At 64.7% G+C, this 25,104-nt stretch carries 18 protein-coding genes; 12 read left to right on the top strand and 6 right to left on the bottom strand.

The genetic code is table 11. From position 1 onward, the window contains the following. Window positions 1–22 precede the first annotated feature (22 nt). Window positions 23–1,315 (bottom strand): NADH:flavin oxidoreductase/NADH oxidase family protein, encoded by a 1,293-nt coding sequence (locus EMO90_RS10305; protein ID WP_150354524.1) that lies wholly within the window; start codon window positions 1,313–1,315, stop codon window positions 23–25. 200 nt (window positions 1,316–1,515) lie between these two features. Here EMO90_RS10305 and EMO90_RS10300 point away from each other — a divergent pair, with 200 nt between their 5' ends. From EMO90_RS10300 to EMO90_RS10285, 4 genes are all read left to right on the top strand, one after another. After that, window positions 1,516–2,124 carry a TetR/AcrR family transcriptional regulator gene (locus EMO90_RS10300; protein WP_150354525.1) on the top strand — a complete coding sequence of 203 codons (609 nt, stop codon included), beginning with the start codon at window positions 1,516–1,518 and terminating at the stop codon, window positions 2,122–2,124. Window positions 2,125–2,392: 268 nt separating this feature from the next. Continuing rightward, entirely contained in the window at window positions 2,393–6,964 is a 4,572-nt protein-coding gene (gene gltB, locus EMO90_RS10295; RefSeq protein ID WP_150394999.1) for a glutamate synthase large subunit, read from the top strand. Between the two features lies 1 nt (window position 6,965). Further along, window positions 6,966–8,498, top strand: a complete 1,533-nt coding sequence (locus EMO90_RS10290; protein WP_150354527.1) for a glutamate synthase subunit beta — start codon at window positions 6,966–6,968, stop codon at window positions 8,496–8,498. Window positions 8,499–8,682: 184 nt separating this feature from the next. Continuing rightward, window positions 8,683–9,162: a tripartite tricarboxylate transporter TctB family protein gene (locus tag EMO90_RS10285; RefSeq protein ID WP_150354528.1), complete on the top strand. Its 480-nt coding sequence runs from the start codon at window positions 8,683–8,685 to the stop codon at window positions 9,160–9,162. Between the two features lie 557 nt (window positions 9,163–9,719). On the opposite strand, the gene EMO90_RS10280 is transcribed toward EMO90_RS10285, so the two are convergent. The 3 genes from EMO90_RS10280 to EMO90_RS10270 form a co-directional block, all read right to left on the bottom strand. After that, a complete protein-coding gene (locus EMO90_RS10280) occupies window positions 9,720–11,816 on the bottom strand; it encodes an SWIM zinc finger family protein (protein ID WP_150354529.1) in 2,097 nt (698 codons plus the stop codon). Window positions 11,817–11,849: 33 nt separating this feature from the next. Continuing rightward, window positions 11,850–12,602, bottom strand: coding sequence for a phosphoribosylaminoimidazolesuccinocarboxamide synthase (purC, locus tag EMO90_RS10275; RefSeq protein ID WP_150354530.1), 753 nt, complete (start codon window positions 12,600–12,602; stop codon window positions 11,850–11,852). Window positions 12,603–12,703: 101 nt separating this feature from the next. Further along, complete coding sequence (locus tag EMO90_RS10270) at window positions 12,704–13,702, bottom strand: sugar-binding transcriptional regulator (RefSeq protein WP_150354531.1); 999 nt, start codon at window positions 13,700–13,702, stop codon at window positions 12,704–12,706. A 272-nt stretch (window positions 13,703–13,974) separates the two neighbouring features. Here EMO90_RS10270 and EMO90_RS10265 point away from each other — a divergent pair, with 272 nt between their 5' ends. The 8 genes from EMO90_RS10265 (at window position 13,975) to EMO90_RS10230 (ending at window position 22,942) form a co-directional block, all read left to right on the top strand. Then, the gene (locus tag EMO90_RS10265) at window positions 13,975–14,964 is read left to right on the top strand and encodes a phosphotriesterase family protein (RefSeq protein ID WP_043167105.1); all 990 of its coding nucleotides are present in this window, start codon (window positions 13,975–13,977) and stop codon (window positions 14,962–14,964) included. Window positions 14,965–14,970: 6 nt separating this feature from the next. Continuing rightward, complete coding sequence (locus EMO90_RS10260) at window positions 14,971–15,651, top strand: 3-dehydro-L-gulonate-6-phosphate decarboxylase (protein ID WP_150354532.1); 681 nt, start codon at window positions 14,971–14,973, stop codon at window positions 15,649–15,651. Between the two features lie 130 nt (window positions 15,652–15,781). Then, on the top strand, window positions 15,782–16,744 hold the full coding sequence (locus tag EMO90_RS10255) for a sugar kinase (protein WP_150354533.1): 963 nt from the start codon (window positions 15,782–15,784) through the stop codon (window positions 16,742–16,744). Window positions 16,745–16,761: 17 nt separating this feature from the next. Further along, on the top strand, window positions 16,762–18,129 hold the full coding sequence (locus EMO90_RS10250) for an MFS transporter (protein WP_150354534.1): 1,368 nt from the start codon (window positions 16,762–16,764) through the stop codon (window positions 18,127–18,129). A gap of 44 nt (window positions 18,130–18,173) precedes the next feature. Next, on the top strand, window positions 18,174–19,061 hold the full coding sequence (locus EMO90_RS10245; RefSeq protein WP_150354535.1) for an L-ribulose-5-phosphate 3-epimerase: 888 nt from the start codon (window positions 18,174–18,176) through the stop codon (window positions 19,059–19,061). A 45-nt stretch (window positions 19,062–19,106) separates the two neighbouring features. Beyond that, on the top strand, window positions 19,107–19,799 hold the full coding sequence (locus tag EMO90_RS10240) for an L-ribulose-5-phosphate 4-epimerase (protein WP_150354536.1): 693 nt from the start codon (window positions 19,107–19,109) through the stop codon (window positions 19,797–19,799). Window positions 19,800–20,685: 886 nt separating this feature from the next. Continuing rightward, window positions 20,686–21,933: a glycogen synthase gene (gene glgA / locus EMO90_RS10235; RefSeq protein ID WP_150354537.1), complete on the top strand. Its 1,248-nt coding sequence runs from the start codon at window positions 20,686–20,688 to the stop codon at window positions 21,931–21,933. Between the two features lie 115 nt (window positions 21,934–22,048). After that, window positions 22,049–22,942: an ABC transporter ATP-binding protein gene (locus EMO90_RS10230; protein ID WP_150354538.1), complete on the top strand. Its 894-nt coding sequence runs from the start codon at window positions 22,049–22,051 to the stop codon at window positions 22,940–22,942. Between the two features lie 62 nt (window positions 22,943–23,004). Here the strand turns inward: EMO90_RS10230 and EMO90_RS10225 are convergent, their stop codons facing one another. After that, complete coding sequence (locus EMO90_RS10225; RefSeq protein ID WP_150354539.1) at window positions 23,005–23,928, bottom strand: hypothetical protein; 924 nt, start codon at window positions 23,926–23,928, stop codon at window positions 23,005–23,007. 704 nt (window positions 23,929–24,632) lie between these two features. Further along, window positions 24,633–25,004 carry a hypothetical protein gene (locus tag EMO90_RS10220; RefSeq protein WP_150354540.1) on the bottom strand — a complete coding sequence of 124 codons (372 nt, stop codon included), beginning with the start codon at window positions 25,002–25,004 and terminating at the stop codon, window positions 24,633–24,635. Window positions 25,005–25,104 lie beyond the last annotated feature (100 nt).

The raw sequence follows: 25,104 nt of genomic DNA, 5'->3' as shown, positions 1-25,104 counted from the left end.
CTCGGCTATCTGTCATGGATGTTCACTGATGGCCCTTGCGGTGGCGCGGTGCCAGCGCCCCGGGACCGTGCTTGCCGATCGCGAAGCACAGCGCACGCAATCCGCCGATCCGTGGATCGGGACGTTTTCCGTGTCCGATGCGGTTCATCTGCAGCTCGAACCAGCTGATGACGAGGATGCCGCCGAATGCACGGTCGAGCGCCTTGACTCCGGTCGTCACCCACGGCAGGTCTACGCTGCCGTCCCAACGGTCGCGGATGATCCGCTTCGGCAGGTCGGGCACGAGGGCCAGCGGGCGTGCGATGCCGATCATTTGCGTGATTCCCTCGTCGAGTGCGCGCTCCATGTCCCGCGCGTTGCGGAACCCGCCGGTCAGCGCCACCGGCACGGTGAGCTCGCCCTTGACACGTCTGGCGAATTCGGTGAAGTACACGCCGCGCCTGCGATCCTCGACCGCGCCGCTGTTGGTTTGGATGAGAGGCTTCTCGAGTGTGCCGCCGGAGATGTCGATCAGGTCGACGCCGCGCTTCTCGAGCTGCTTCATGACCCAGATGGATTCCTTCTCATCGAAGCCTGAGAACGACCCGCCGCGATCGTCGATCTTCACGGCGATCGGCACGTCGCTGGAGTTGAGTTTCACTGCGACAGGGAACTCCGGACCCACCGCCTCGCGCACCGCGTCGAACACCTCGAACAGGAATCGCGCGCGGTGCTCGATGTCGCCGCCGTATTCGTCAGTTCGCCGGTTGTCCTCGGGCGAGAGGAACTGGTTGATGAGGTAGCCGTGCGCCGCATGAATCTCCACGCCGGTGAACCCGGCCTTCTTCGCGATCCGCGCCGTTGTGGCGAAACGGTGCACGATGTCGTGGATTTGCTCGACGGTGAGCGCGGTCGGTTCGGCGAAGAACCGTCCGTAGTCGCCTTCCAGTTTGCCGCCGCTTGGTGCATAGGGATGTTGGTTGATGGTGATGGGGGACTGGCGTCCGGGATGGTTGATCTGCATCCAGCAATGCGCCCCGTTGCGGGTTCCCGCAGCGGCCCATCGGCGCAGCATGTTGAGATCGCGCCCGTCCTCGACGGCGACGTTGCCCGGCTCTCCGAGCTGCGTGCGGTCGACCATCACGTTGCCGGTGACGAGGACGCCGGCGCCGCCCTCCGCCCATGTGCGGTAGAGGCGCACATGCTCCTCGGTGGGCGCGCAGTCGCGTCCGGCCAGTGCCTCGTTCATGGCCGACTTGTAGAAGCGGTTCTTTACCGTGGCCCCGCAGGGCAGGGTGAGGGGCTTGGCGATCCCCGGGGTGTTGTGTGCGTTCATGATGGTCCTTTCGATGTGTGCATGAGTTCAAATTTTTGCAACTGTCTAAAACATACGATAATCCATATTTAGACATTTGTAAAAATCTGGACGATAGGCTATGGTAAAACCGTTGGCATCATTGGCAACACGCCGGCGTCCCCTGTGCCGTTGCCGGATGGCCCCCGCACGAACGGGTGGGAAAACGAAAGGGATATGACATGAAAAAGGATCTGAATGCGAAACTCTCCCGCGGCGCACTGCGTACGCTCGATGCTTTCTCCGGTGCGATGATGGACCTGCTGCGCACCAAACCGCTCACGTCGATCAGCGTCAACGAACTATGCGAACGCAGCTCCTACCCGCGGGCCACGTTCTACAACTACTTCGACGACCGCGACGATCTGCTGCGCTACTGTTGGACCGCTCTGTCCGGACAGGTGCAGGCTGCCGATCTGACGACGGCTGAACCGCAGAGGCGCGTGGACCTCGCACTGGATATGTTGTCCGATCTGCTTGAGAGCAAAGCGGACGAGCTAAGGGATGTCCTCAAGCACAATCCGGCCGATGGTCCGCTGTTCGCCAGCCTGCGATCCTTCATCGCGGATCGGTCGCGCGAACTCATGCGCACCTGCATTGACAAGGAGCGGCACTCGTTGCCTCTCGATCTGGTCGCCGACCACTACGCGAACACCCTGATGCTCGTTCTCGACTGGGCGTATCTGCGCGGCCACGCCCTCACGCGTCCCGAACTGCACGACTATGTGCACGCATTGCTTGGCGAAGTGCCGTCTCATCCTGAGCGGAGCGCGGAGTCGAGGACCCTTTGATTGTGCGTGTAGGATTAAGGATCCTTCGACTCCGCTGCGCTCCGCTCAGGATGACGAGAGGCGGCTCCGCTGCATTCCACCGCGATCGAGCGGCATGCGGCGGACATCGTCCCGAATCGGCGGAAAATTGGGTATTGACTTTTTCGATGACTCGGTATATGGACGCCGAAACGTGTTTGACACACCCGAGTTGTACGCTGACTAGCGCATTATCCAAAGAACCGCGGGTTTGTCAAGAGCCCGCCAAAAAGAGTTGAAGGTGGTTTCGGTGACTTTCCACGCTCCGCTAGATCTCACGATCCATAATTCCCAAGGGCTGTACGACCCGAACAGCGAGCACGACGCATGCGGCGTCGGTATGGTCACTACCCTCAACAAGCGCCCCGAGCGCAAGATCGTCGACGACGCCATCGAGGTGCTCGTTAATCTGAACCACCGTGGTGCGGTGGGCGCCGAGGAGAACACCGGCGACGGCGCGGGCATCCTGATGAGCATGCCCGACGAGTTCATGCGCGCCACGGTGGATGCGGACCTGCCCGAGGCCGGTCATTACGCGGCCGGCATCGCGTTCCTGGACCGCGACATCGCCACGTCCGGTCAGCAGGAGCAGGCCATCGCGCGCATCGTGCGCGAGGAGGGCCTCGAGGTGCTCGCTTGGCGCGTCGTGCCCACGAACCCGGACGGTCTGGGCCTGCAGGCCCTCGCCACCATGCCGAGCTTCAAGACGCTGGTCGTGGCGGACCCGGACGGCGAACTGGCCGGCATCGATCTGGATCGCAAGACCTTCCGCATCCGCAAGCGCGTGGAGCATGAGGTGGGCGTCTACTTCGCCTCCCTGTCCGCGCGCACCATCACCTACAAGGGCATGCTCACCACCATGCAGCTCACGCCCTTCTTCAAGGACCTTTCGGACAAGCGCATGAAGGCGCGCATCGCGATCGTGCACTCCCGCTTCTCCACCAACACGTTCCCCAGCTGGCCGCTGGCCCAGCCGTTCCGCCTGCTCGCCCACAACGGCGAGATCAACACCATTCAGGGCAACCGCAACTGGCTGTCCGCCCGTGAGGGCCGCCTGAGCTCCAAGCTGCTCGGCGAGTTCAAGGAGCTGCTGCCCATCACCACGCCGGGATATTCGGATTCCGGCACCTTCGACGAGTGCCTTGAGCTGCTGCACCTGGCCGGCCGCTCCCTGCCGCACGCGATCAGCATGATGCTGCCGCCGGCATGGGAGAAGAACGACGCGCTCGACCCGGACGTCAGGGCCTTCTACGAGTACAACAACACGCTGATCGAGCCGTGGGACGGCCCGGCGGACATCATCTTCACCGACGGCACCCAGGTGGGCGCGCTGCTCGACCGCAACGGTTTCCGCCCCGGCCGCTGGCAGCTCGACTCCGACGGCTATCTGGTCCTCGCCTCCGAGGCCGGCGTGCTGCCCAAGATCCCGCAGTCCAAGGTCGTGGCCAAGGGCCGCCTCGAGCCCGGCAAAATGTTCCTTGTGGACACCAACGAGGGCCGCATGATCCCGGACGAGGAGATCAAGAAGTCCCTCGCCTCCCAGCATCCCTACCGTCAGTGGGTGGAGGGTAACTCCGTGGAGCTGTCCGATCTGCCTCAGCGCGAGCACGTGAGCCACTCCGGCCAGTCCGTGCAGCGCCGCCAGCGCGCGTTCGGCTACACCGAGGAGGACCTGAAGCTCCTGCTCACCCCCATGGCCAACACCGGCAAGGAGCCGCTGGGCTCCATGGGCAACGACAACCCGCTGCCCGTGCTCTCCAAGCGCAGCCGCATGCTCTTCGACTACTTCCACCAGAAGTTCGCGCAGGTCACCAACCCGCCGCTGGATTGGGAGCGCGAGGAGATCGTCACCTCCCTCGAATCAGCGATCGGCCCCGAGCCGAACCTGCTGGAGGACACCGAGCTGCACGCCAAGAAGATCCTCATCCCGCTGCCCGTCATCAACTCCGACGAGATGGCCCAGCTCAAGCGCCTGGACAAGGCCAAGGTGCTCGGCGGCTACTACAAGCCGTTCGTCGTCAGGGGCCTGTATCAGGTCGCCGGCGGCGGCAAGGCGCTTGAGGAGCGCCTTGAGGAGATCTTCGCCGAAATCGACGAGGCCATCGAGGGTGGCAGCAACTTCATCGTGCTGTCCGACCGCGACTCCAACCACACGTGGGGACCCATCCCGTCCCTGCTGCTCACCAGCGCGGTCCAGCACCACCTGCTGCGCCGCCACACCCGCACGCAGATCTCCATGGCCGTGGAGGCCGGCGATGTGCGCGAGATCCACCATGTGGCGCTGCTGATCGCCTACGGCGCCGCCTGCGTGAACCCGTACCTGGCGTTCGAGTCCGTGGAGGATCTGGCCCGCACCGGATACCTCAAAGTGGACGCGCCCACCGCCGTGAGGAACCTCACCAAGGCCCTGTCCATCGGCGTGCTCAAGATCATGTCCAAGATGGGCGTCTCCACGATCATGAGCTACCGCGGCGCCCAGCTGTTCGAGGCCGTGGGCCTGAGCAAGGAGATCGTGGACAAGTACTTCACCGGCACGGTCTCCCAGGTGGGCGGCGTCGGTCTGGACGAGCTCGCGGAGGAGGTGGCCATCCGCCACCGCGTGGCCTACCCGAACCAGTGGACCGCCACCCCGCACATGAACCTCGAGACCGGCGGCGAATACAAGTGGCGCCGCACCGGCGAGGATCACCTCAACGATCCGGAGGCCATCTTCCTGCTCCAGCAGTCGACCCAGCGCGGCGACTACCAGATGTTCAAGAAGTACACGCACCACATCAACGACACCTCGAACCGCATCATGACCCTGCGCGGCCTGATGAAGTTCAAGCACGACCGCAAGCCGATCGACATCTCCGAGGTCGAGCCGGCCAGCGAGATCGTCAAGCGCTTCTCCACCGGCGCGATGAGCTACGGCTCCATCTCGCAGGAGGCCCACGAGACGCTCGCCATCGCCATGAACACGCTCAACGCGCGCTCCAACTCCGGCGAGGGCGGCGAGTCCGACGACCGCATCACCGATCCGCTGCGCTACAGCCGCATCAAGCAGATCGCGTCCGCCCGCTTCGGCGTCACGTCCGACTATCTGGTGCACGCCACCGACCTGCAGATCAAGCTCGCCCAGGGCGCCAAGCCCGGCGAGGGCGGCCACCTGCCCGGCGCGAAGGTCCCGCCGTGGATCGCCAAGGTCCGCCACGCCACCCCGGGCGTGGAGCTCATCTCCCCGCCGCCGCACCACGACATCTACTCCATCGAGGATCTGAAGCAGCTGATCAACGACGCGAAGATGGCGAACCCGAAGGCGCGCATCCACGTCAAGCTCGTCTCCGAGTTCGGCGTCGGCACCATCGCCGCCGGCGTGGCCAAGTGCCATGCCGACGTGGTGCTGATCTCCGGCTACGACGGCGGCACCGGCGCGGCCCCGCTCAACGCGATCCGCCATGCGGGCACCCCGTGGGAGATCGGTCTGGCGGAGACGCAGCAGACGCTGATCCTCAACGGCCTGCGCTCCCGCATCGTCGTGCAGTGCGACGGCGAGCTCAAGACCGGCCGCGATGTGGTCATCGCCGCGCTGCTGGGCGCCGAGGAATTCGGCTTCGCCACCGCCGCGCTGATCGTCGAGGGCTGCGTCATGATGCGCGCCTGCCAGAAGAACACATGCCCGCAGGGCATCGCCACCCAGGACCCGGAGCTGCGCGCCCGGTTCAAGGGCAAGCCCGAGCATGTGATCAACTTCTTCATGTACATCGCCGAGGAAGTGCGCGAGATCCTCGCCGAGCTGGGCTTCAAGACGCTCGAGGAGGCCGTGGGCCACGTGGAGTGCCTGGACCAGAACGAGGCGATCAAGCGCTGGAAGGCCGACGGCGTGGATCTGACGAACGTGCTCATGCAGCCCGGTCCGGTTCCCGGCACCATCCTGCACAACACGGAGCCGCAGGACCATGAGCTGGAGAAGGCTCTGGACAACGAGCTGATCCGTCTGGCCGAGCCCGCGCTCGACCACAAGGAGCCCGTGCGCATCGAGGTGCCGATCCGCAACGTCAACCGCACGCTGGGCACGATGGTGGGCTACGAGATCACCCGCCGCTACGGCGCCGAGGGCCTGCCGGACGACACGATCGACATGACCCTGCACGGTTCCGGAGGCCAGTCGATCGGCGCGTTCATCCCGCGCGGCGAGACCCTGCGCGTTTACGGCGAGGTCAACGACTACGCCGGCAAGGGCCTGTCCGGCGGACGGCTCATCGTCCGCGCGGAGGAGGGCGTCCACTTCGACCCGCACACCAACGTGATCGCCGGCAACGTGACCGGTTTCGGCGCCACCTCCGGCGAGCTGTTCATCGCCGGCCGGGCGGGCGAGCGCTTCGGCGTGCGCAACTCCGGCGCCACCTTCGTGGTGGAGGGCGTGGGCGACCACGGCTGCGAGTACATGACCGGCGGCACCGTCGTGGTGCTCGGTCCCACCGGACGCAACTTCGGCGCGGGCTTCTCCGGCGGCAATGCCTACGTGCTCGATCTGGACATGAATCAGGTCAATCCGGAGGCCGCGCACAATGGATCCCTGCTCTTCCAGCCGCTCGAAGGCAAGGAGGAAGAACTGGTCCACGAGCTCGTCAAGAAGCACGCGGAGGAGACCGAATCCGCTTTCGCCCAGTCCCTGTTGGACAACTGGCCCGAGACCGCCAAGCGCATCACGCATGTGGTGCCCGCACACTACGTCGCCATGCTCGAGGCGCTGGCCGACGCCGAAGCCAACCACCTCGACTTCTCCGCGCCCGGCGTGTGGGAGAAGACTTACGAACACGTCATGGAAGGAGCCCACTGACATGGGAGATCCCAGAGGATTCCTGAAGGTCCGCACCCGTCGCGAGCTGGCCGAGCGTCCTGTCGCCGAGCGCATCAAGGACTGGCTCGACGTCCACGCCGAATCCGGCCTGCAGCCTTGGACCACCGAGCAGGCGGCCCGCTGCATGGACTGCGGCACCCCGTTCTGCATGTCCGGCTGCCCGCTGGGCAACATCATCCCCGAGTTCAACGATCTCGTGCGTCAGGAGAAGTGGGAGGACGCGTACAACCGCCTGTCCACCACCAACAACTTCCCGGAGGTCACCGGGCGCATCTGCCCGGCCCTGTGCGAGCAGGCGTGCGTGCTGGGCATCCACCAGCCGCCCACCATGATCAAGAACGACGAGGTCACCATCATCGACCAGGCGTGGGGACTGGACTACGTCAAGCCCCTGCCGCCGCAGCGCCTGACAGACCAGACCGTCGCGGTCGTCGGCTCCGGCCCCGCGGGCCTGGCCTGCGCCCAGCAGCTCACGCGCGCCGGCCACACCGTGGTCGTCTACGAGCGCGACGACGCCATCGGCGGCCTGATGCGCTACGGCATCCCGAACTTCAAGCTGGACAAGCGACTGCTCGACCGCCGTGTCAAGCAGATGGAGGCCGAGGGCACCCGCTTCCGCACCGGCGTGGAGATCGGCAAGGACATTTCGTGGGATGATCTGCGCTCCCGCTACGACGCCGTCGTGGTGGCCATCGGCTCCACCGTGCCGCGCGACATGAAGATCCCCGGCCGCGAGCTCGACGGCATCCACTTCGCCATGGAGTACCTGCCGGACGCCACCCGCCGCGTCTACGGCGTCAAGCCCGTGCACGACATCACCGCCAAGGACAAGCACGTGATCGTGATCGGCGGCGGCGACACCGGCTCCGACTGCCTCGGCACCGCCATCCGCCAGGGCGCCAAGGACGTCACGGTCCTGCAGATCATGCCCAAGGAGCCCAGCTCCCGTCCGGACAACGCCCCGTGGCCCACCTTCGCGCGCCTGTACCAGAAGACCTCCTCCATGGAGGAGGGTGGCACCTACGTGTACAGCACCGATTCGGTCAACTTCGTCGGCTCCGAGGAGGAGCAGGCCCGCGTGCACGTGGAGAACTCCACCGCGTCCGAGGGCTTCGTGGCGGACGAGAACGGCCATGTGACCGGTCTGAAGGTCGTCAACGTCGCCCCCGGCGAGAACGGCCCGTTCACCCGCCAGCCCGGCACCGAGCGCGTGCTGCCCGCCGATCTGGTCCTCATCTCCGTGGGCTTCCTGCACCCGGACACCACCACGCTGGTCGACCAGCTGCCCGTCGAGCTCGACGGGCGCGGCAACGTGGCCCGCAACGACGGCTTCGCCACCTCCCAGGACGGCGTGTTCGCCTGCGGTGACGCCGGACGCGGCCAGAGCCTCGTGGTGTGGGCCATCTCCGAGGGCCGTTCCTGCGCGGCCGCCGTGGACAAGTACCTCACCGGCTCCACCGAGCTGCCGGCGCCCATCACCGCTTCCCAGCGGCCGATGATGCTGCCGCGCTGATCCTACGGGGTTGGCTGGCTCCGGCCGGTTTCGGTTCGGTTTCGGTTCGGTTGCCGGCCACCGGCGGCCCGATTGGCGGTCCGTCGGTGGCCAACCATTGCGGTCCTGCGGTATCCTGTACCGCAGGACCGAATCATTCCGGGCGTTTTCGCATGCCCGAAAACTATTGAAGGAGTTGTGTTCCATGCCCAATCGTGCAGAGCGTCGCGCCGCCGCCAAGAGGGAGCGCCGCGGCATCCCGCAGCAGTATGACCAGACCCGAGGCCGCCAGCGCGCCGGAATGGTCGATGAGTATGCGCTGCAGGCCAAGTCCCAGCGCCTGCAGGACGGCACCGATACCGAGGGCCCGTGGAAGCCGACCGCCAAGACCACGGACGTGGACGAGGAGATCACGTACAACACCAACCCGGACTACCGCAACCCGTCCAAGGGCCTGTCCGCCCCGTCCAACGCCCGCGGCTGGTTCCGCATCGTCAGCTGGGTGCTCATCGCCCTGTCCGTCATCGGCTTCTTCGTGATCATGTGGCTGCCCAACGGCGCCCCCATCTGGGCCACCCTGACCGTGTCGATCGTCTTCGCGATCGGCGTGCTCAGCCTGTTCTTCGTCGCTGCCAAGTCGACGCGGGAGAACCCCAACGTGGACGCCAACGGCACCGCGGTGTGACATAGCGGTGTGATGCGGCTGTGTGATGCGGCGGGACCGTTCGCTCGCTCATGAATGACTGGACGCCTCGGTAGTGATGCCGGGGCGTTTGTGTTATGGGGCATTGTGGGGCATTGAGATACGCGGCCTTTGTTATTCTGAGCGCCGGTAGACCTCTCTCGTCATCCTGAGCGGAGCGTAGCGGAGTCGAAGGATCCTTAACATTTCTGCACCCATGATCGGTGCGTAATGGCGAAGGATCCTTCGCTCCGCTCAGGATGACGAAGCGACCATCCGTCCCGCACATGATCTGCCCAGTTTGGCCCGGCGGCGGCTTGACCTGCCTACGGACTGTCCACTGGACGTTCCACTTCACATCTCAGTGCTCAGGATGACGGTGCCGTGGACCGGTCGCGGGAGATCGGCGGTCCTTGGTGTTGCCCCAGTGGTGGCGCAAACTAGGCAGATCGGAGGGTGTGTGAATGGGTTGGGGTAAGGATCCTTCGACTCCGGCTGCGCCTTCGCTCAGGATGACAACCATCTGCTGCGCTCAGGATGACCCAAAGGACAGTCTCCTTCTACAACATGAATCCCAGTTCCTCGGCCAGCGCGCGGCGGTTCGGATAGCGGGCCACCACGATGTGCGCGAGTTCGCGGGCTTCGTCCTCGCCGAAGACCGTGGCCAGTCGCTTGAGCTGCTTGGCGATCTGCCGGTAGACGGGCCGGCGGGCGTCGAGGCCCAAATCGTCGCGGGAGACGGAGCCGGAACCGTGAACGAAGGTGCCGGTCAGGTCGCTCGGCAGCGCGCCCGGCGGCATGGCGGCGTAGATCACATCGCGCGCTCGATCGGGATGCGCGATGGCCATGGTCTTGAGCAGGGGCAACGGGGGATAGTCCACCGTCGTGCAGTAGGTGAGCGCATCGTCGGACAGCCTCTCGTCAACGATCAGCCTTTCATACGCCGGATTGCGCCAGGAACTGTGGCGCCCGTCGCTGCCGTCGTCATTCTCCACCATCTCCGGCTGGTGCTTGATGCGCCACGCGATGTTGCGCGCGCAGTCGCGTGCCAGCATCAGCGCCTGCGCATGCCATTCCTCGTCGTCCGCATTGGCCGTGATGCGCAGCAGCCGGCGCAGCCGGTCCACGTACGCCACATCCGCCTGATCATTCGCGTGGACGATGTAGCGCCGGTACAGCGAAGCGAGCGCGTCCGCATCGTCCATCCCCTCTGCGCAGCATTCCATGATCGTGTGCCAGCCATGCGGCAGCAGTCCGTCCAGCAGCCCGCCCTGTCCGATCTCATTCGACCCGTCCAGGGAACTGGCCGCGGTCAGGAACGATCGTGCTGCCTGCATCGCCTGCCGGAACCGTCCGGCGCGTATGAGCTCGATCACGTGGACCAGAGCCAGCGGCGCGAACGACGGGTAATCGCGGAACAACGCCTCTCGGCCCTCGCGATCGTCCGCAAGCGTGCGCAGATCGTAGGCCACCATGAGCAGGTAATGCCGCAGGATGTGCCTGGAAACGGACAGCGTCGCCAACGGCAGTTCGCCGTCGTGCGCGGGGGAGAAGCGCTCGAGCGCCGTGTCGATCACGTCGTACGCCCACATCGTCTTGTCGTCATGGCGGGCGAAGGCGAGGGCCGATCCCAGTAGCATGGCCGCGTTCATCGGATCGTAGAACTGGATGTCCGGGCTGTACGCGGCCTCGACGATGCGGTCCAGGGCCATGCTGGCGGTGGGGGAGTCGGCGTCGGAGGCGACATTCTCCATGTAGCAGCGGATCTGGCTGACCAGCACGTCGTTCGCGTTGGACAGGATGTGCAGATCGTCGCGCGTGGCGTTCGTGAACGCGGCCAGCGCCTGGATGGCCACGGCCAGATTGAGGCAGGCGTTCGCGTAATCCGTGGAGTGCAGCGCATTCCTCACCACCGCGTCTAGGCCGGAAAGCGCCTGATCGAACGGGTTGGAGCCATGCAGCGGATTGAACGGCATCGCGCCCGGAAGGCCGTGGCCGGGCGCGCCCGGATCGTCCGGATCCCCGTCATCGCCGCCGTGCAGCCGACGGTATTCCTCCATCGGGCCAAGGATCATGCGGCCGGCCTCGGGCGCCGGGATGAGCGGCGCTTCGGATTGCGGGGCGAGGAGGCGCAGATGTTCGGCGTAGTCGACGCAGTTGACCGACCAGAAGAACAGCACATGCCGTCCGTCCGACTCCTGCACCTCCTGCTCGATGCGGTTCATGACGGGTTCGAGCACATAATGGGGGATCGTCGCGGTTTTCCGGGGCGTCCTGTGGCCGCGGCCATCATCGTCCGGCATGCCGCCGCAGATCCGCTCGCGCAGCTCGCAGAGCACCGCCCCGATGTGCTTGCAGTACGGCGTCGCCGTGTACGGGCAGTCGCACGAGGCGGTCTCGATCGTTGGATCGCCGCCGTCCCTGCCTTCCCCATCTTGGGCGGGCGCAAGCTGGATGACGACCGTGTATGCGGCATCCCCGCTTCCCCGGACGGTCGCGCGGTAGAGTGCAGGCTGCGGGCCGGAACCCACCGCCAGCTCGCAGCCCGTCACACGTCCGCTCGCCCAGTAGTCCATCGCGCGGTTGAGTATCCGAGGCGCGGAGTCGAACAGCGTCTCGAAATTGCGCAGGGTGGCGTGGGATGGCGAAGTGCTCATACCTCCAAGTGTAGGGGCATGGAGCGCCGATGGTCACTCGTCGATCGCGATACCTTCGGAACGGGCGAGTCCGGCCAGGCGGGCGTGGATCTCCTCGTAGGCGGGGATGATGCTGCCCAGGCCGCGGCGGAACAGGTCCTTGTCGAGATGCGCGATCCCGTCGTCACCGCCCCTGAGATCCCACAGGCGGCAGGTGTCCGGCGTGATCTCGTCGGCGAGCAGGATGACGCCGTCGCGGGTTTTGCCCTCCTCGATCTTGAAGTCCACGAGACGGACGCCGATCCTGGAGAAGATGTCCGTGAGGCCATCGTTCACGGCGCGGGCGATGCGGGAGATCTCGGCAAGCTCCTCCTCGGTGGCCAGACCCAGCGCCACGATGGCATCGCCGTTGATGAACGGATCGTTCAGCGGGTCGGACTTGTAGCAGAATTCGAGGATCGGCTTGTCCAGTGAGGCCCCCTCCTCGACGCCATAACGCTTGGCGAACGAACCGGCCGCGGTGTTGCGCATGATGATCTCGAGCGGGAACATGTCCATGTTCCGCACCAGCTGTTCCGTTTCCGATACGAGTCCGATGAAGTGGCTGTCCACTCCCCGGGCCTTGAGCAGCTCGAAGATGAGGGTGGTGATGCGGTTGTTGAGGCTTCCCTTGCCGGCGATCCGCTCTTTTTTCTCGCCGTTGAATGCGGTTGCCTGATTCGTGTACTCAACCCACAGTACGTCCGGATCGTCGGTCGCGTACATCTTCTTGGCCTTGCCCTGATACAGCAGTTCCAGCTTTTCCATGGTTACCTTCCCTGTGAATTCGAAAATGCATCCGAATGAGGTGCGTGAAGCGGAATGACTGTGTGGGAACAGTGACAGGCTAGCAATGGGTGTGTGTCGCGTCAAGGCGTGTCGCGCGTCTCGGATCCGTCCCATGCAAGCAGCGCCTCCGCCGTGGACTGGTCGGTGACCAGCGCGGAGATGAGTCGTCCGACCAGACAGGCGTGGATGGCCGGCGTCTTGACCGGGCCCCATGCCACGCCGATGACCAGCGGGATGCGGTGGAGCCTGTCGATGTCGATGGAGATCGTCCGTTCGCACAGATCCGTCGTGACGTGCCGCCCCTCGGCGTCGATGTGGTGCCCGCAGATGTGGCCGACCACGCCCTGGCGGTGCAGTTCGGCCGCCTTGCGCTGATCGATGTATGCGTCGAAGATGTGTCCGGATCGTTCCGTGGTGACCGCGCCGACGCCGACGATCGCCACATCCGCGCCGCCGCCCAGGGCCAGCGCCGTGGCGATCTGCGGCTCCTTGCGCATCGCATGGGCCAACTCGGGGCTCGACAGGATCATCGGTGCGGGCAGGATCGTGAACGTGCCGCCGATGCGCTGGGCGAGCATGCGGCAGATGTCGGGAGAATCGGTCATCGGGTTGTTTGGACTCAGCGTGCCGAGCATCTGCGCCACGTTCGATTTGGGCCAATCTCGCACAGGCACTTCGCGCACCGTGGCTGCGACCGCGCTGCCGTTCGACACGGTGACGAGGGAATTCGGCGCGCAGGTCTCCGTGAACAGGGAGGCCGCGTACCGGGGAACGATGAGGGCCGGATCCTCGCCGGGCCGCACCTCGGCCACGCGGGCATGCCGAAGCCCGTATCTGCGCTTCAGACCTTCCTCAAGTGAGCGCATGCGCTCGAGCGCGTGGCCGATCGTGATGTGCACGATGCCCATCTCGCGCGACTCCTTGAGCAGACGCGAGACGGTGGGGCGCGAGTAGCCGATCTCCTTGGCGATCTCGGACTGCGTTTTGTCGTCCAGGTAGTAGGCGCGGGCCACTTTGAGCATCAGATCGATGTGCCGGCGGGATGCGGTGGTCGCCATAATGGTGTCGTCGTTGAACATATGTTCATGATATCTCGGATAGGGCTGATTTCGCAAGAATTCAAGACGTCTGTATAATGCTGCAATTTCAACAATATTTGCATCTGCTTTATTGTGAAAGATTGTGTTGATGAACATCCGTTCACCAGTGCTGTGGAACCTTGGGCGTGTCGTCCGTAGATTGATGATCGTCAGCAAGCCGAGGGGAAACCCAAGGCGGGACGGGAACCGGCGCCTCGAAGCGGAAGACGCCGAACGCATAACAACAACATGCATAACAAAGGAGTACAACCATGGCATTCGCACGCACCATCTTCGGCGACGTCGACCCCAGCACCCTCGGCGTGGTGGACTGCCACGACCACCTGATCCGCGTCGGCGCGGGCGAGGTCTACATCGACGGCGACCACCAGCTCGATTCGGTCGAGAAGGCCATCGAGGAGGGAGGCTATTTCGCCGAAGCCTCCAAGAAGTGGAGCCCCAACGGCGGCACCGTCGTGGACATGTGCCCGATCAACTGCGGCCGCGATCTCAACAAGCTCGCCGAGGTCACCAAGGCTGTCGATGGCCTGCAGGTCATCGCCGCCACCGGCTTCCACCGCGAGCACGTCTATCTGGAGACCCAGTCCCACTGGATCAACCGCTACGACGTCGACAAGGTCGCCGAGCTGGTCATCGCCGACATCCGCGAGGGCATCGACAAGAACGACTACTCCGGTCCGATCGTCGAGCGCACCCCGTACAAGGCCGGCGTCATCAAGGTCGGCACCGCGTACGGCAAGATCACCAAGTTCGAGCGCAAGTGCATGGAGGCCGCCGCGATCGCCGCCATCGAGACGGGCTGCCCGATCAACACCCACACCACCTACGGCACCTGCGGCCTCGAGCAGGCCGAGGGCTTCCTCGAGCTGGGCGTGCCTGCCAACCAGATCGCCATCGGCCACATCCAGCGCAATGCCGACGTCTACTACCTTGAGCAGATCCTCAAGCTCGGCGTCTACCTGGAGATCGATGGCACCAACCGCATCAAGTATCAGCCCGACTCCAACCGCATGATGGAGCTCAAGGCGTTCTACGAGGACGGTTTCGCCGACCGCATCCTGCTCGGCACCGACTCCGGCAAGCGCGGTTACCAGAAGGCGTACGGCGCCACCTCCGGTGTGGATTACAACCCGGCCGTCGACGGCCCGCGCATGGTCGACGAGGGCTTCGACCGCGAATACATCGAAAAGCTGCTCATGAAGAACGCCCAGGAGTTCTTCACCTTCAAGAAGGAGGGCTGATCCGAAATGGCGGAGATTGCGGAAACGGAACTCACCCGGCCGCGCCTGCAGATCGCGCTCGACACCACCGACATGCCGAGCGCCCTGCGCCCGCTCAACCGGGCCATCGGCGAAATCGACGTGATCGAATGCGGCACGATCCTCATCATCGCCGAAGGCCTGAAGGCCGTGCGCGAGATCCGCGCCCTCTACCCGGACAAGACGATTCTGGCCGACGTGCGCATCGCCGAGGCCGGCGCCCTGATCGCCCGCAACTGCTTTGAAGCGGGTGCCAACTGGGTGTCGGTCGTGGCCGGGGCCTCCCTGACCACCGTCGAGCAGGTCGTCAAGGTCGCGGACGAGTTCGGCGGCGAGGTGCAGATCGAACTCGGCGAGGACTACGACGCCGACAAGGCGCGCAAGTGGAAGGAACTCGGTGCCAAGCATGTCATCGTCCACCGCTCGCGCGACGCCGAGGTGGCCGGCACCCTCAAGTGGGGGGCCAACGACATCGAGCGCATCCGGGAGCTGCATGCCATGGGCTTCACCGTCACCGTCACCGGTGGCGTGAATGTCAAGGACATCCCGTTCTTCCGTGGAGCGCCGGTGGGCGTGATCATCTCCGGCCGAGGCATCGTCAAGGCCGACGATCCGCTTACCGCAGCGACCGAGCTGCAGGACGTCATCGGCGAGGTCTGGCCCGAATAGACCGAACCGGAAGCGTCGAACAACCGAAAAAAGAGGGGCGTCCCTGCCCGGGGACGTCCCTCGCGAAACTCTCGACATTCATCACGATTACAAGAATTCCAACCTGATTATAGTCACAAGGAAGTGCGTCATGACCGCCAATTTCCCCAAGTACGATCTTTCCACCATTGGCGAGGGCCAGATCCGCCTGACCGTGGGTCGCGGCGAACGGCTGATGTTCACCCGCTCCGTCTATATGAATCCCGCCTGCTCCGAGGCCAACGTCGCCGGCCTGCTCTCCCAGCTCGGCCGCGAAACCCTGTGGACCAGCTCCCTGCCCGAAGGCGACCTCGGTGATTACATTCTCGCCGAATACCGTTCCGTGGGCGTGCACATGGACGCCATGGTCCGCCGCCCCGGTGGCCGCACCGCCCTGTACTTCATGGAGCCCGGCGAATACCCTATGCCCGCCAACGTCATCTACGACCGCGAATGGACCACCTTCCGCGCCACCGGCATCGACGACTACGACTGGGATGAGATCCTGGACGCCAAGGTCGTCTTCCTGACCGGCATCACCGCGGCCCTGACGGACACCACCGCCGAGGTCGTGCGCTATGCCGCCGACGAGGCCGTCAAGCGCGGCGTGGAGGTGATCCTTGACGTGAATTTCCGCCGCAAGCTGTGGAGCGGCGAAAAGGCCCGCGAGGTCCTCGAACCCATCGCCGCCAAGGCCAGCGTGCTGTTCTGCTCCATCGCCGACGCCGAGAAGGTGTTCGGCATCACCGGCACGCCCGAGGAGGTCACCGCCGAGCTGCAGAACCGCTTCGGCTGCAAGTACATCGTCTCCACCAACCACACCGATGGCCCCTACCTGCGCGGCCGCGAGGGTTTCTACCCCTACCGCACCACGCCGGTGAACGTCATCGACCGCCCCGGCGCAGGCGACTCGTTCGTCTCCGCGACCATCCACGGCTACCTGTCCGGCAACATCCGCGAGGGCGTCAAGTGGGGCCAGTACGCCTCCAAGGTGGCCCTGACCCATCGCGGCGATCTGACCCGAGTGCGACCCGGCGAACTCGATATTCCGCTCGGCACCGACATCGACCGCTGAAAGACGGGGTGATCGACATGACCTCGTCAACCGTCTCCCCGCCGTCCGCACCGCCCTCCGCCACCGCGTACGGGCAGATCGATTCCCGGCCGCTCACCGGTCATCAGAAAAGCCTTGTCGCGCTTGCCGTTGTGGGCAACATAGCCGAGTTCTTCGACATCTTCATGGTCGGGTTCGTCATCGCCCTGCTCACCGGGGCATGGAACCTGACCGGCGTCCAAGCCGGCATCATCACCTCCTGCACGGGGCTCGGGACCGTCGCCGGCTCGATCCTGTGGGGCCGCATGTCCGACCGCATCGGCCGGCGCGGATCCTTCCGCTGCTGCGTGATCTTCTTCCTTGTGTTCACGGTGCTCACCCTGTGCATTCCGGACGGAGCATGGTACCTGTATGCGATCTGCCGCGTGGGTGTGGGCATGGGCGTGGGCGGGCTCAACATCACCTCCATCCCGTACGTGCAGGAATTCGTCCCCTCCAAACAGCGCGGACTGCTCGCCGGCCTCGCGTCGGTGTTCATCCCGATGGGGCTGCTGCTCGGTTCCATCTGCCAGCGCATTGTGGGAGACAACTGGCGCGTGCTGGTCTCTCTGAGCCTGGTGTCCGCCCTGCTGCTCATCTGGATCCACTTCGTCCCCGAATCCCCGCGATTCCACCTGCTCCACGGCCAGCCCGAGCAGGCCCGCAGATCGCTCGCCTGGGCGATGGACATCCCCGAGGAGGAGGTCGGCGCGCTTCCGGAGATCAGGATCGAGCGCAAGGCGTCCTACGGCGAGCTGTTCGCCCATCACCTGCGCCCGCTCGTCATCGTCTCGCTGGGATCGTTCTGCTTCATTCTGGGAAGCTTCGCCATCCAGTCGTGGGGGCAGACGCTGCTCAAGGACGCCTTCGGATTCGACACCCAGATGGTCGCCTACCTGTTCATGGGCGTGGCCGTCGCCGACTGCATCGGCCGGTTCGGATCCGCATGGCTCGCCGACCGCATCGGCCGCCGCTGGACGATGTTCATGTACGGCATGATCGGCGCCGCGGCCTGCTTTTCCGCCGCGTTGTTCCACGGCTCCGGCTGGGCGTTCTATGTTGAGGTGCTCGTCATCATGATGTTCGCCGACGGCGTCTTCGGCATCATCAACGCGTTTGGATCCGAGCAGTTCCCCAACGAGGTGCGATCCACGGGCATAGGCCTGGGATACGGCCTTGGCGCGATCGCGAAGATCGTCGGGCCGAGCCTCATGGGCGTGCTCATCGGCGGCGGGGCCGTCTCGCAGAGCATCAGTCTCGGCGTCGTCACCACCGCGTTCTCCTTCTTCGGGGTTTGCCTCGTCCTGGGCGCGATCATCTACCTGTTCGCCCGGGAGACCAAGGGCGCGGACCTCGAATCCCTCTGACACATTCCTCCAACCAGCACCTCCAACCAGCAAAGGACAATAATATGACCGTCAATGCCGTAGGCATCTACGAAAAGGCCCTGCCAGCGGGCCTGACATGGGAGGAGACCTTCGATCTGGTCCACGATCTGGGTTTCAACTTCCTTGAATTCTCCGTCGACGAAAGCGACGAGCGGCTCGCTCGCCTTGATTGGACGGAATCGGACCGCGCGAGCTTCCGCGACGCCATGTGGCGAACCGGCAGCCGCATCAACACCCTGATGCTCTCCGGCCACCGTCGCTTCCCGCTTGGGTCGGCCGATCCAGCGGTGCGCGCCAAGGCCCTCGACATGATGGCCAAGGCCGTCGATCTGGCCGTCGACTTGGGCATCCGCAACATCCAGATGGCGGGATACGACGTCTACTACGAGCCCAAAACCGAGTCGAGCCGCGAATGGTTCATCGAGAATCTGCGCACCTGCGTGGAGATGGCCGCCAAGAAGATGGTGATGCTCTCCATCGAGACCATGGACGATCCGTTCCTCAACTCCCTGAGCAAGGTCGACTATCTCAAGACCCAGATCCACAGCCCGTTCCTGCAGGCCTATCCGGATGTCGGCAATCTCACCGCCTGGCCGGAAAACGATGTGGCGCACGAGATCGAGTCGAACATCGACAACATCGTCGCCGTGCACCTCAAGGACACCAAACCGGTCACAGCCGACTTCCCGGGACAGTTCAAGGAGGTGCCGTTCGGAGACGGGACCGTCGATTTCGAGGCGGTTCTGCGCTTGTTCAGGCGTCTGGATTACAACGGGAGCTACACGGTGGAGATGTGGACGAGCAAGTCCGCCGATCCCATCGCCGAGGTCAGGGCGGCGAAGGCCTACTTCGACGGCCTGTTCGACCGTGTGGGCATTACGCAGGAGCCCGTTCTGGGCCGCGCCGCATAGTGACGGCGGAATTCTGATTGGAATAATCCGAAAGGAGAATGGAATATGGCAACGTTGGCTGATTACGGTCCCGAAGTGCGGGCCGAGGTCAAGCAGGTGCGCGAGGTCGTCGCGACCCTGCACGAGCAGCTGATCAAGTGGAATCTGGTCGTGTGGACGGCCGGCAACGTGTCGCAGCGCCTGCGCACGGCTGACCTGTTCGTGATCAAGCCCTCCGGCGTGCGTTACGAGTACCTGACCCCGGGTTCCATGGTCGTGTGCGATCTGGATGGCAACGTGGTCGACGGCACCGAGGCCCCCAGCTCGGACACCGCGTCGCACGCGTACATCTACCGCAACATGCCGGACGTGTACGGCGTGGTCCACACGCACTCCACGTACGCGACCGCGTGGGCGGTCACGGGCCAGAACATCCCGTGCGGCCTGACGATGATGGGCGACGAGTTCGGCGGCCCGGTGCCGGTTGGCCCGTTCCGTCTGATTGGCTCCGAGGCGATCGGCGAGGGCGTGGTGGAGACGCTGAAGAAGTACCCGAAGTCCCCGGCGGTGCTGATGCAGAACCATGGCCCGTTCACGATCGGCAAGGACGCGGAGGCCGCGGTCAAGGCCGCCGCCATGACCGAGGAGGTCGCGCACACGATGTGGGCGGCCCGTCAGCTTGGCGACATCATCGAGATCCCGCAGGCGGATATCGATAAGCTGAACGACCGCTACCAGAACGTCTACGGCCAGCACTGAGCTGGCGGAGTGTCCTCGTCGTTGCTCCTCGGTTGACGTGCCTTCGCACGCCTTCCCTCGGGGGGCGCCTAGAGGACACACGCGCCAAACGCCATATCAGTGCTCCTCACTGATATGGCGGGGTGTTCGGGATGACGAAAGCCCCGCATATCGAACACGTGACCGGGTGTGTGGTGTGACCGGGAGTGTGACATGGTGTGCCCATTCCCGGTCACAGGGATTTCAAAAAGGCGCTATTTCAACGATTCCGGCACCTCGTGACCGGGCGTGCCCATCCCTTGTCACACGCCCGGTCACACCGCACGCCGTGTCACGCACCCGGTCACACGCCAGGTCACGGCGAACCCCGGGATCGGCCCGATCTGCCCAGTTCGTGCCTAATTCGTTTAATTCGCGCCGCAAACTGGGCAGATTGGGACTTCCGCCGCGCAAACTGGGCGGATCCTGCCATCTGGAGGCTGAAAACCGGTTGCAGAAGATCGGATCTGCCCAGTTCGCGAATCCAACGTCCGCATTTGCCCAGTTTGTGAGGTGGGCAGTTTGCGGGCGGACCGATGTGGGGCTTTCGGCGCTGTTGCGATCACTCTCGTGTCCTCCAGGGTCTCCGGGGCGTAGCGAGAGCCCCCAACGTCATCCTGAGCGGAGTCGAAGGATCCTTGAAGACTGCGCACAAAATCAAGGATCCTTCGTTCCGCTCAGGATGACGTTACGACTGGCTTCGTTCAGGATGCCTCGGCATCGAACCGAGTTGCAAGATCTGCCAGCAAACCCGAAAGCGGGAGGACTTGCTGGCAGAACTTGTAGTTCGGGTGCCGCCCATCTCCACACCTGCGGGGTATCATGGAATCGTTCCGGTCCGATGATTCCCAATGAAGGAGCAAATCAGATGAAGGTCGACATTCTCACCCGCGAATACCCGCCGCATGTGTATGGTGGCGCCGGCGTGCATGCCGAGGAGCTGTCCAAGGTGCTCGCCGAGCGCATCGACGTGACCGTGCGCGCGTTCGACGGCCCGCGCACCGCGGCGGACGTCCCGGCCATCCCCAATGCCGAGGCCGCCAAGGGCAGTCTGAAGGTGGTGGGCTATGACACCCCGTCCGAGCTGGCCGACGCCAACCCGGCGCTGAAGACCTTCGGCGTGGACCTGCAGATCGCCAACGATGTGGACGCCGATCTGATCCACGCGCACACCTGGTACGCCTGCCTGGCGGGCCGTCTCGCCCAGCAGCTGCACGAGATCCCGCTGGTCATCACCGCGCACAGCCTCGAGCCCTTCCGCCCGTGGAAGCGCGAGCAGCTCGGCGGCGGCTACAACCTGAGCTCCTGGGCCGAGAAGGACGCCTACGAGCACGCCGACCGCGTGATCGCCGTCTCCGGCGGCATGCGCGAGGACATCCTCGCGGCCTACCCGAACGTCGACCCGGCGAAGGTCGTCGTGGTGCACAACGGCATCACCATGTCCGACTTCGAGACCCCCGCCGAGGACGATCCGGCCTGGGGCGTCTTCGACCGCTACAACATCGACCGCTCCAAGCCCACCCTGCTGTTCGTGGGCCGCATCACCCGCCAGAAGGGCCTGCCCTATCTGCTCAAGGCGCTGCACCTGATCTCCAAGGACATTCAGGTGGTCCTGTGCGCCGGCGCCCCGGACACCCCGGAGATCGCCGAGGAGGTCAAGACCGCGTTCGCCAAGCTGGATGAGGAGCGCGGCAACATCGTGTGGATCGAGGAGATGCTGCCCCGCCCGGAGCTCAACGCCCTGGAGCACGGCTGCGACGCCTTCATCTGCCCGTCCATCTATGAGCCGCTGGGCATCGTGAACCTTGAGGCCATGGCGTGCGGCCTGCCCGTCGTCGCCTCCGCCACCGGCGGCATCCCCGAGGTCGTCGTGGACGGCGAGACCGGCTACCTCGTGCCGATCGACCAGCTGCACGACGGCACCGGCACCCCGACCAACCCGGACAAATTCGTGCACGACATGGCCGCCGCGATCGACAAGGTCATGGCCGATCCCGAACTCGCGAAGAAGATGGGCCAGGCCGGCTACGAGCGCGCCCGCGACCACTTCAGCTGGGAGTCGATCGCCGACCAGACCGTGAAGGTCTACCAGTCCGTGCTCGACGAGCGCAAGTAGCACGCAGGTAGCGCAAGTAGCGTTCCGGTTACCGGCACTGGCCGGTGGCCGCGACGGGCTTCCCCCTACAATTGGGGGAAGCCCTTTTTCGTCTTGGCAATGCGACTCGAAAGGAATGTACACAGTGAATGAGAACACCAGCGGCAACGACGTCGTCCTCCAGCTTGAAAACGTCGAATTCCGCCGCAACCGCCGCGTGATCATCACCGACGTGAATCTCACGGTCCGCGCGGGGGAGCGCTGGGTGCTGTTCGGTCCCAACGGCATCGGCAAGTCCACGGCCGTGGGCATGCTCGCCACGCGCACCTTCCCCTCCGAGGGCCGCGTGTTCATCCTCGGTCACCAGCTGGGCAAGTATGACGTGTTCAAGCTGCGCTCGCGCATTGGCCTCGCCTCGGCCGATCTGGGTCGGCAGTTCCCCGAGTTCGAGGACCCGCTCAATGCCGTGGTCACAGGGCTCACGGCCGTGACCGGCAAGTGGCGCGACGAATACACGGACGAGCAGTACGCCCGCGCCCGCCAGCTGCTGCGCGACTTTTCGGTCGGCTACCTCGAAGGCAAGCATATGTGGCGCCTGTCCGAAGGCGAGCGCACCCGCGTGCTGATCGCCCGCGCGCTCATGGGCGACCCCGAGCTGCTCATCATGGACGAGCCGACCACCGGTCTCGATCTGGGCGGCCGCGAGCAGGTGATGCGCACGCTGAGCCGCATCGGCTCCGAGGATTCCCGCCGCGCCGTGGTGCTCGTCACGCACCGGCTCGAGGAGATCCCCGCCGGATTCGACCACATCGCCATCATGGGCCGCAAGCCCGTGCCCGCCGAGGATGCGGCCGGGGCGGCGGGTTCGTTCCGCGACGGCATCGACGCGGCCGGCAACCCCTCTGCCGGCACGATCGTCTATCAGGGCCCGCTCGAGGAGGGCCTCACCGACGAGCGGCTGTCCGACCTGTTCGGCATGCCCATCGAGGTGGAGCACTCGCACGGCCGCTGGTCCGCGTACGCGGTGTGATGGCGGCAGCCGGAATCAGGAGGTGTGGCTGAGCGCCTGATAGCGCCTGATAGCGGAACCTGCTATTTTCCGCGGTTTCTGCGATTGCCCCGGTTATTGAGGTTCCTGCGCTGCTGGCGTCGATTGCTGCTGGATCCGCCACCGTGGTTGCTTCCGCGTCCGCCGCCGTTCGCATTGCGGCGGCCCGATGCATGCCTGGCCGCGATCTCATCCTGATAGACCGGGCTCATCGGCAGCAGCATGGCGACCATTTGCAGGTAATCCGGCAGCATCAGTTGGGCGAGCATATTCACGCGGTTGTACTCCTGCTGGTCGTTGGGTTCCCGGATCACCATCGGCGGCGGGGCGATCAGACGCCACTGGTCGCGCACCTTGGCCAGACGGCCCACCAGACTGCCTCCGGCAGTGCCGTCGTAGCGCGCCGACGTCGCACTGTCCGTCACTTGGTATTCGGTACCCTCCTCCATGTCCTCCAGCACCAGCAGCTGGCTGCCGGCGCTGGCCTTCCGGATCCAGAACCACGAGGCGAAGTTCGTGTCCGACACCTCGCACATGTCCCTGAACTGGTCGTCGTCGACCAGGCCGTTGTCGTGCGCGCGCGAGGCGACCCAATCGAATGGCGTGATGGCGACCTTGTCTTCCAGCGTGCAGCCGCTCGGGCCTTCCCTCGCGACTATCTCCTCGTATGTCGGCCCTTTGTACGTTGGGACCTCATCGTCCATCGCGTCGTCTGCGTCATCGTCCTCCACCGCGACAAGCCGGACGTCGTAGGTCAGCCACTCGCTGAACAGATAATTGGTGAACCCGCGGAAGTTCGCGTCCCGCACGTTGCGGGGATCAATGCCGACCTCCTTGACGAACGTGCGCCGTGCCTCGCGATATGCCTCCGGCTGCATCTCGCGCATGACGTTCGCCACATCCCCCGGATACAGGATCGTGGGATTTGTGTTGTCCCTGTCGCGGCATTCCAGATTGACCTGTGCCATCGTCGTGTCCCTTCTCGTTGACGGTGACCGCCCATCGGTCTCCCGTGTCCCCACCGTAGGCAGATCAAGGCTGGATTCGAAAGCGCGGGGCCTGCGGCGGTGGATAAGTGGACAAGTCGCGTCGCGGGGCGGTGCTGTGGATAAGCTCGCGTCATCCTGGGCGGAGTCGAAGGATCCTTGGGCCCGGTGGAATGGCGGTCTGCAGCATGTTTTCGAGGTGTTTTCGATGCGCGCGACGGCTGTTCCGCGGCTGTTTCGGGGCTATTTTGCATAGTGGGGGCGGATTTCGGCCTTTGCGGGATGCTATACATCAAAGTGGGGGCGTGAAACCCCGGGCATCCGCCATATTTGTCGCGTTGGCTTGGCTGTTTTCCGCGGTTTTGCAATGGCCGCCTTTCCCGCGCGCCTGCCATGGCATGGCCGGGACGCCCCCACTTTGACGTATATCGCTCGGAAAAGGCCCAAATCCGCCCCCACTGTGCGAGATATCGAGTTGAAACCGTGATCCTGAGCGAGCGTTTGCCTCTCTGGTCATCCTGAGTGAGCGTTCGTCTCTCGTCATCCTGAGCGAAGGGCGAAGCCCGGAGTCGAAGGATCCTTAATCCGCGCACGAATTAAGGATCCTTCGCTGCGCTCAGGATGACTGAGAGAGACGCTCAGGATGACCGCGAACGTTCAGTACGACGGGAGGAATTGGCTATGAATCAGTTGTCGTCCTGGTCGTCCTTGTCGTTCTGATCGTCATCGTCCTGGTCGTCTCGGTTGTCGGCCTCATTGCGATCGTCGGCGTCGTCATTGCCGTCGGCGTCGTCATTGCCATCGTTGCCGCCGTTCGGCTGGTTGCCGTTGTTGGTGTTGTCGTCCTTGTTGTCGTCCCGGTCGTCATTGCGATCATCGTCGTCGCCCGACTGGGTGGGCGAAGTGGCGACGGGGGCGTTGGCGGTCCCGTTCTGTGCGGGAGAAGTGACGGCCGGTCGCGGCGGTTGCATGGCGCATGCCGTCAGCGCGATCATGAGCAGGCCCGTGGCGATCATCGCCATGGCCCTGGCTGGGGAGAGGTTGGTGAGAATGATCATTATTGGTGCCGATCCCTTCATCAGTGAATGTGTGGCGCCGGCCCGGAATCGAACCGCCGCTGATACCGATTCTCCCATGCGGGGCCGTGTCCCGGGGAGG

The sequence above is a fragment of the Bifidobacterium vespertilionis genome, assembly GCF_008698145.1.
GTDB classification, from domain to species: domain Bacteria; phylum Actinomycetota; class Actinomycetes; order Actinomycetales; family Bifidobacteriaceae; genus Bifidobacterium; species Bifidobacterium vespertilionis.
This window is presented reverse-complemented; position numbering and strand designations above follow the sequence as displayed.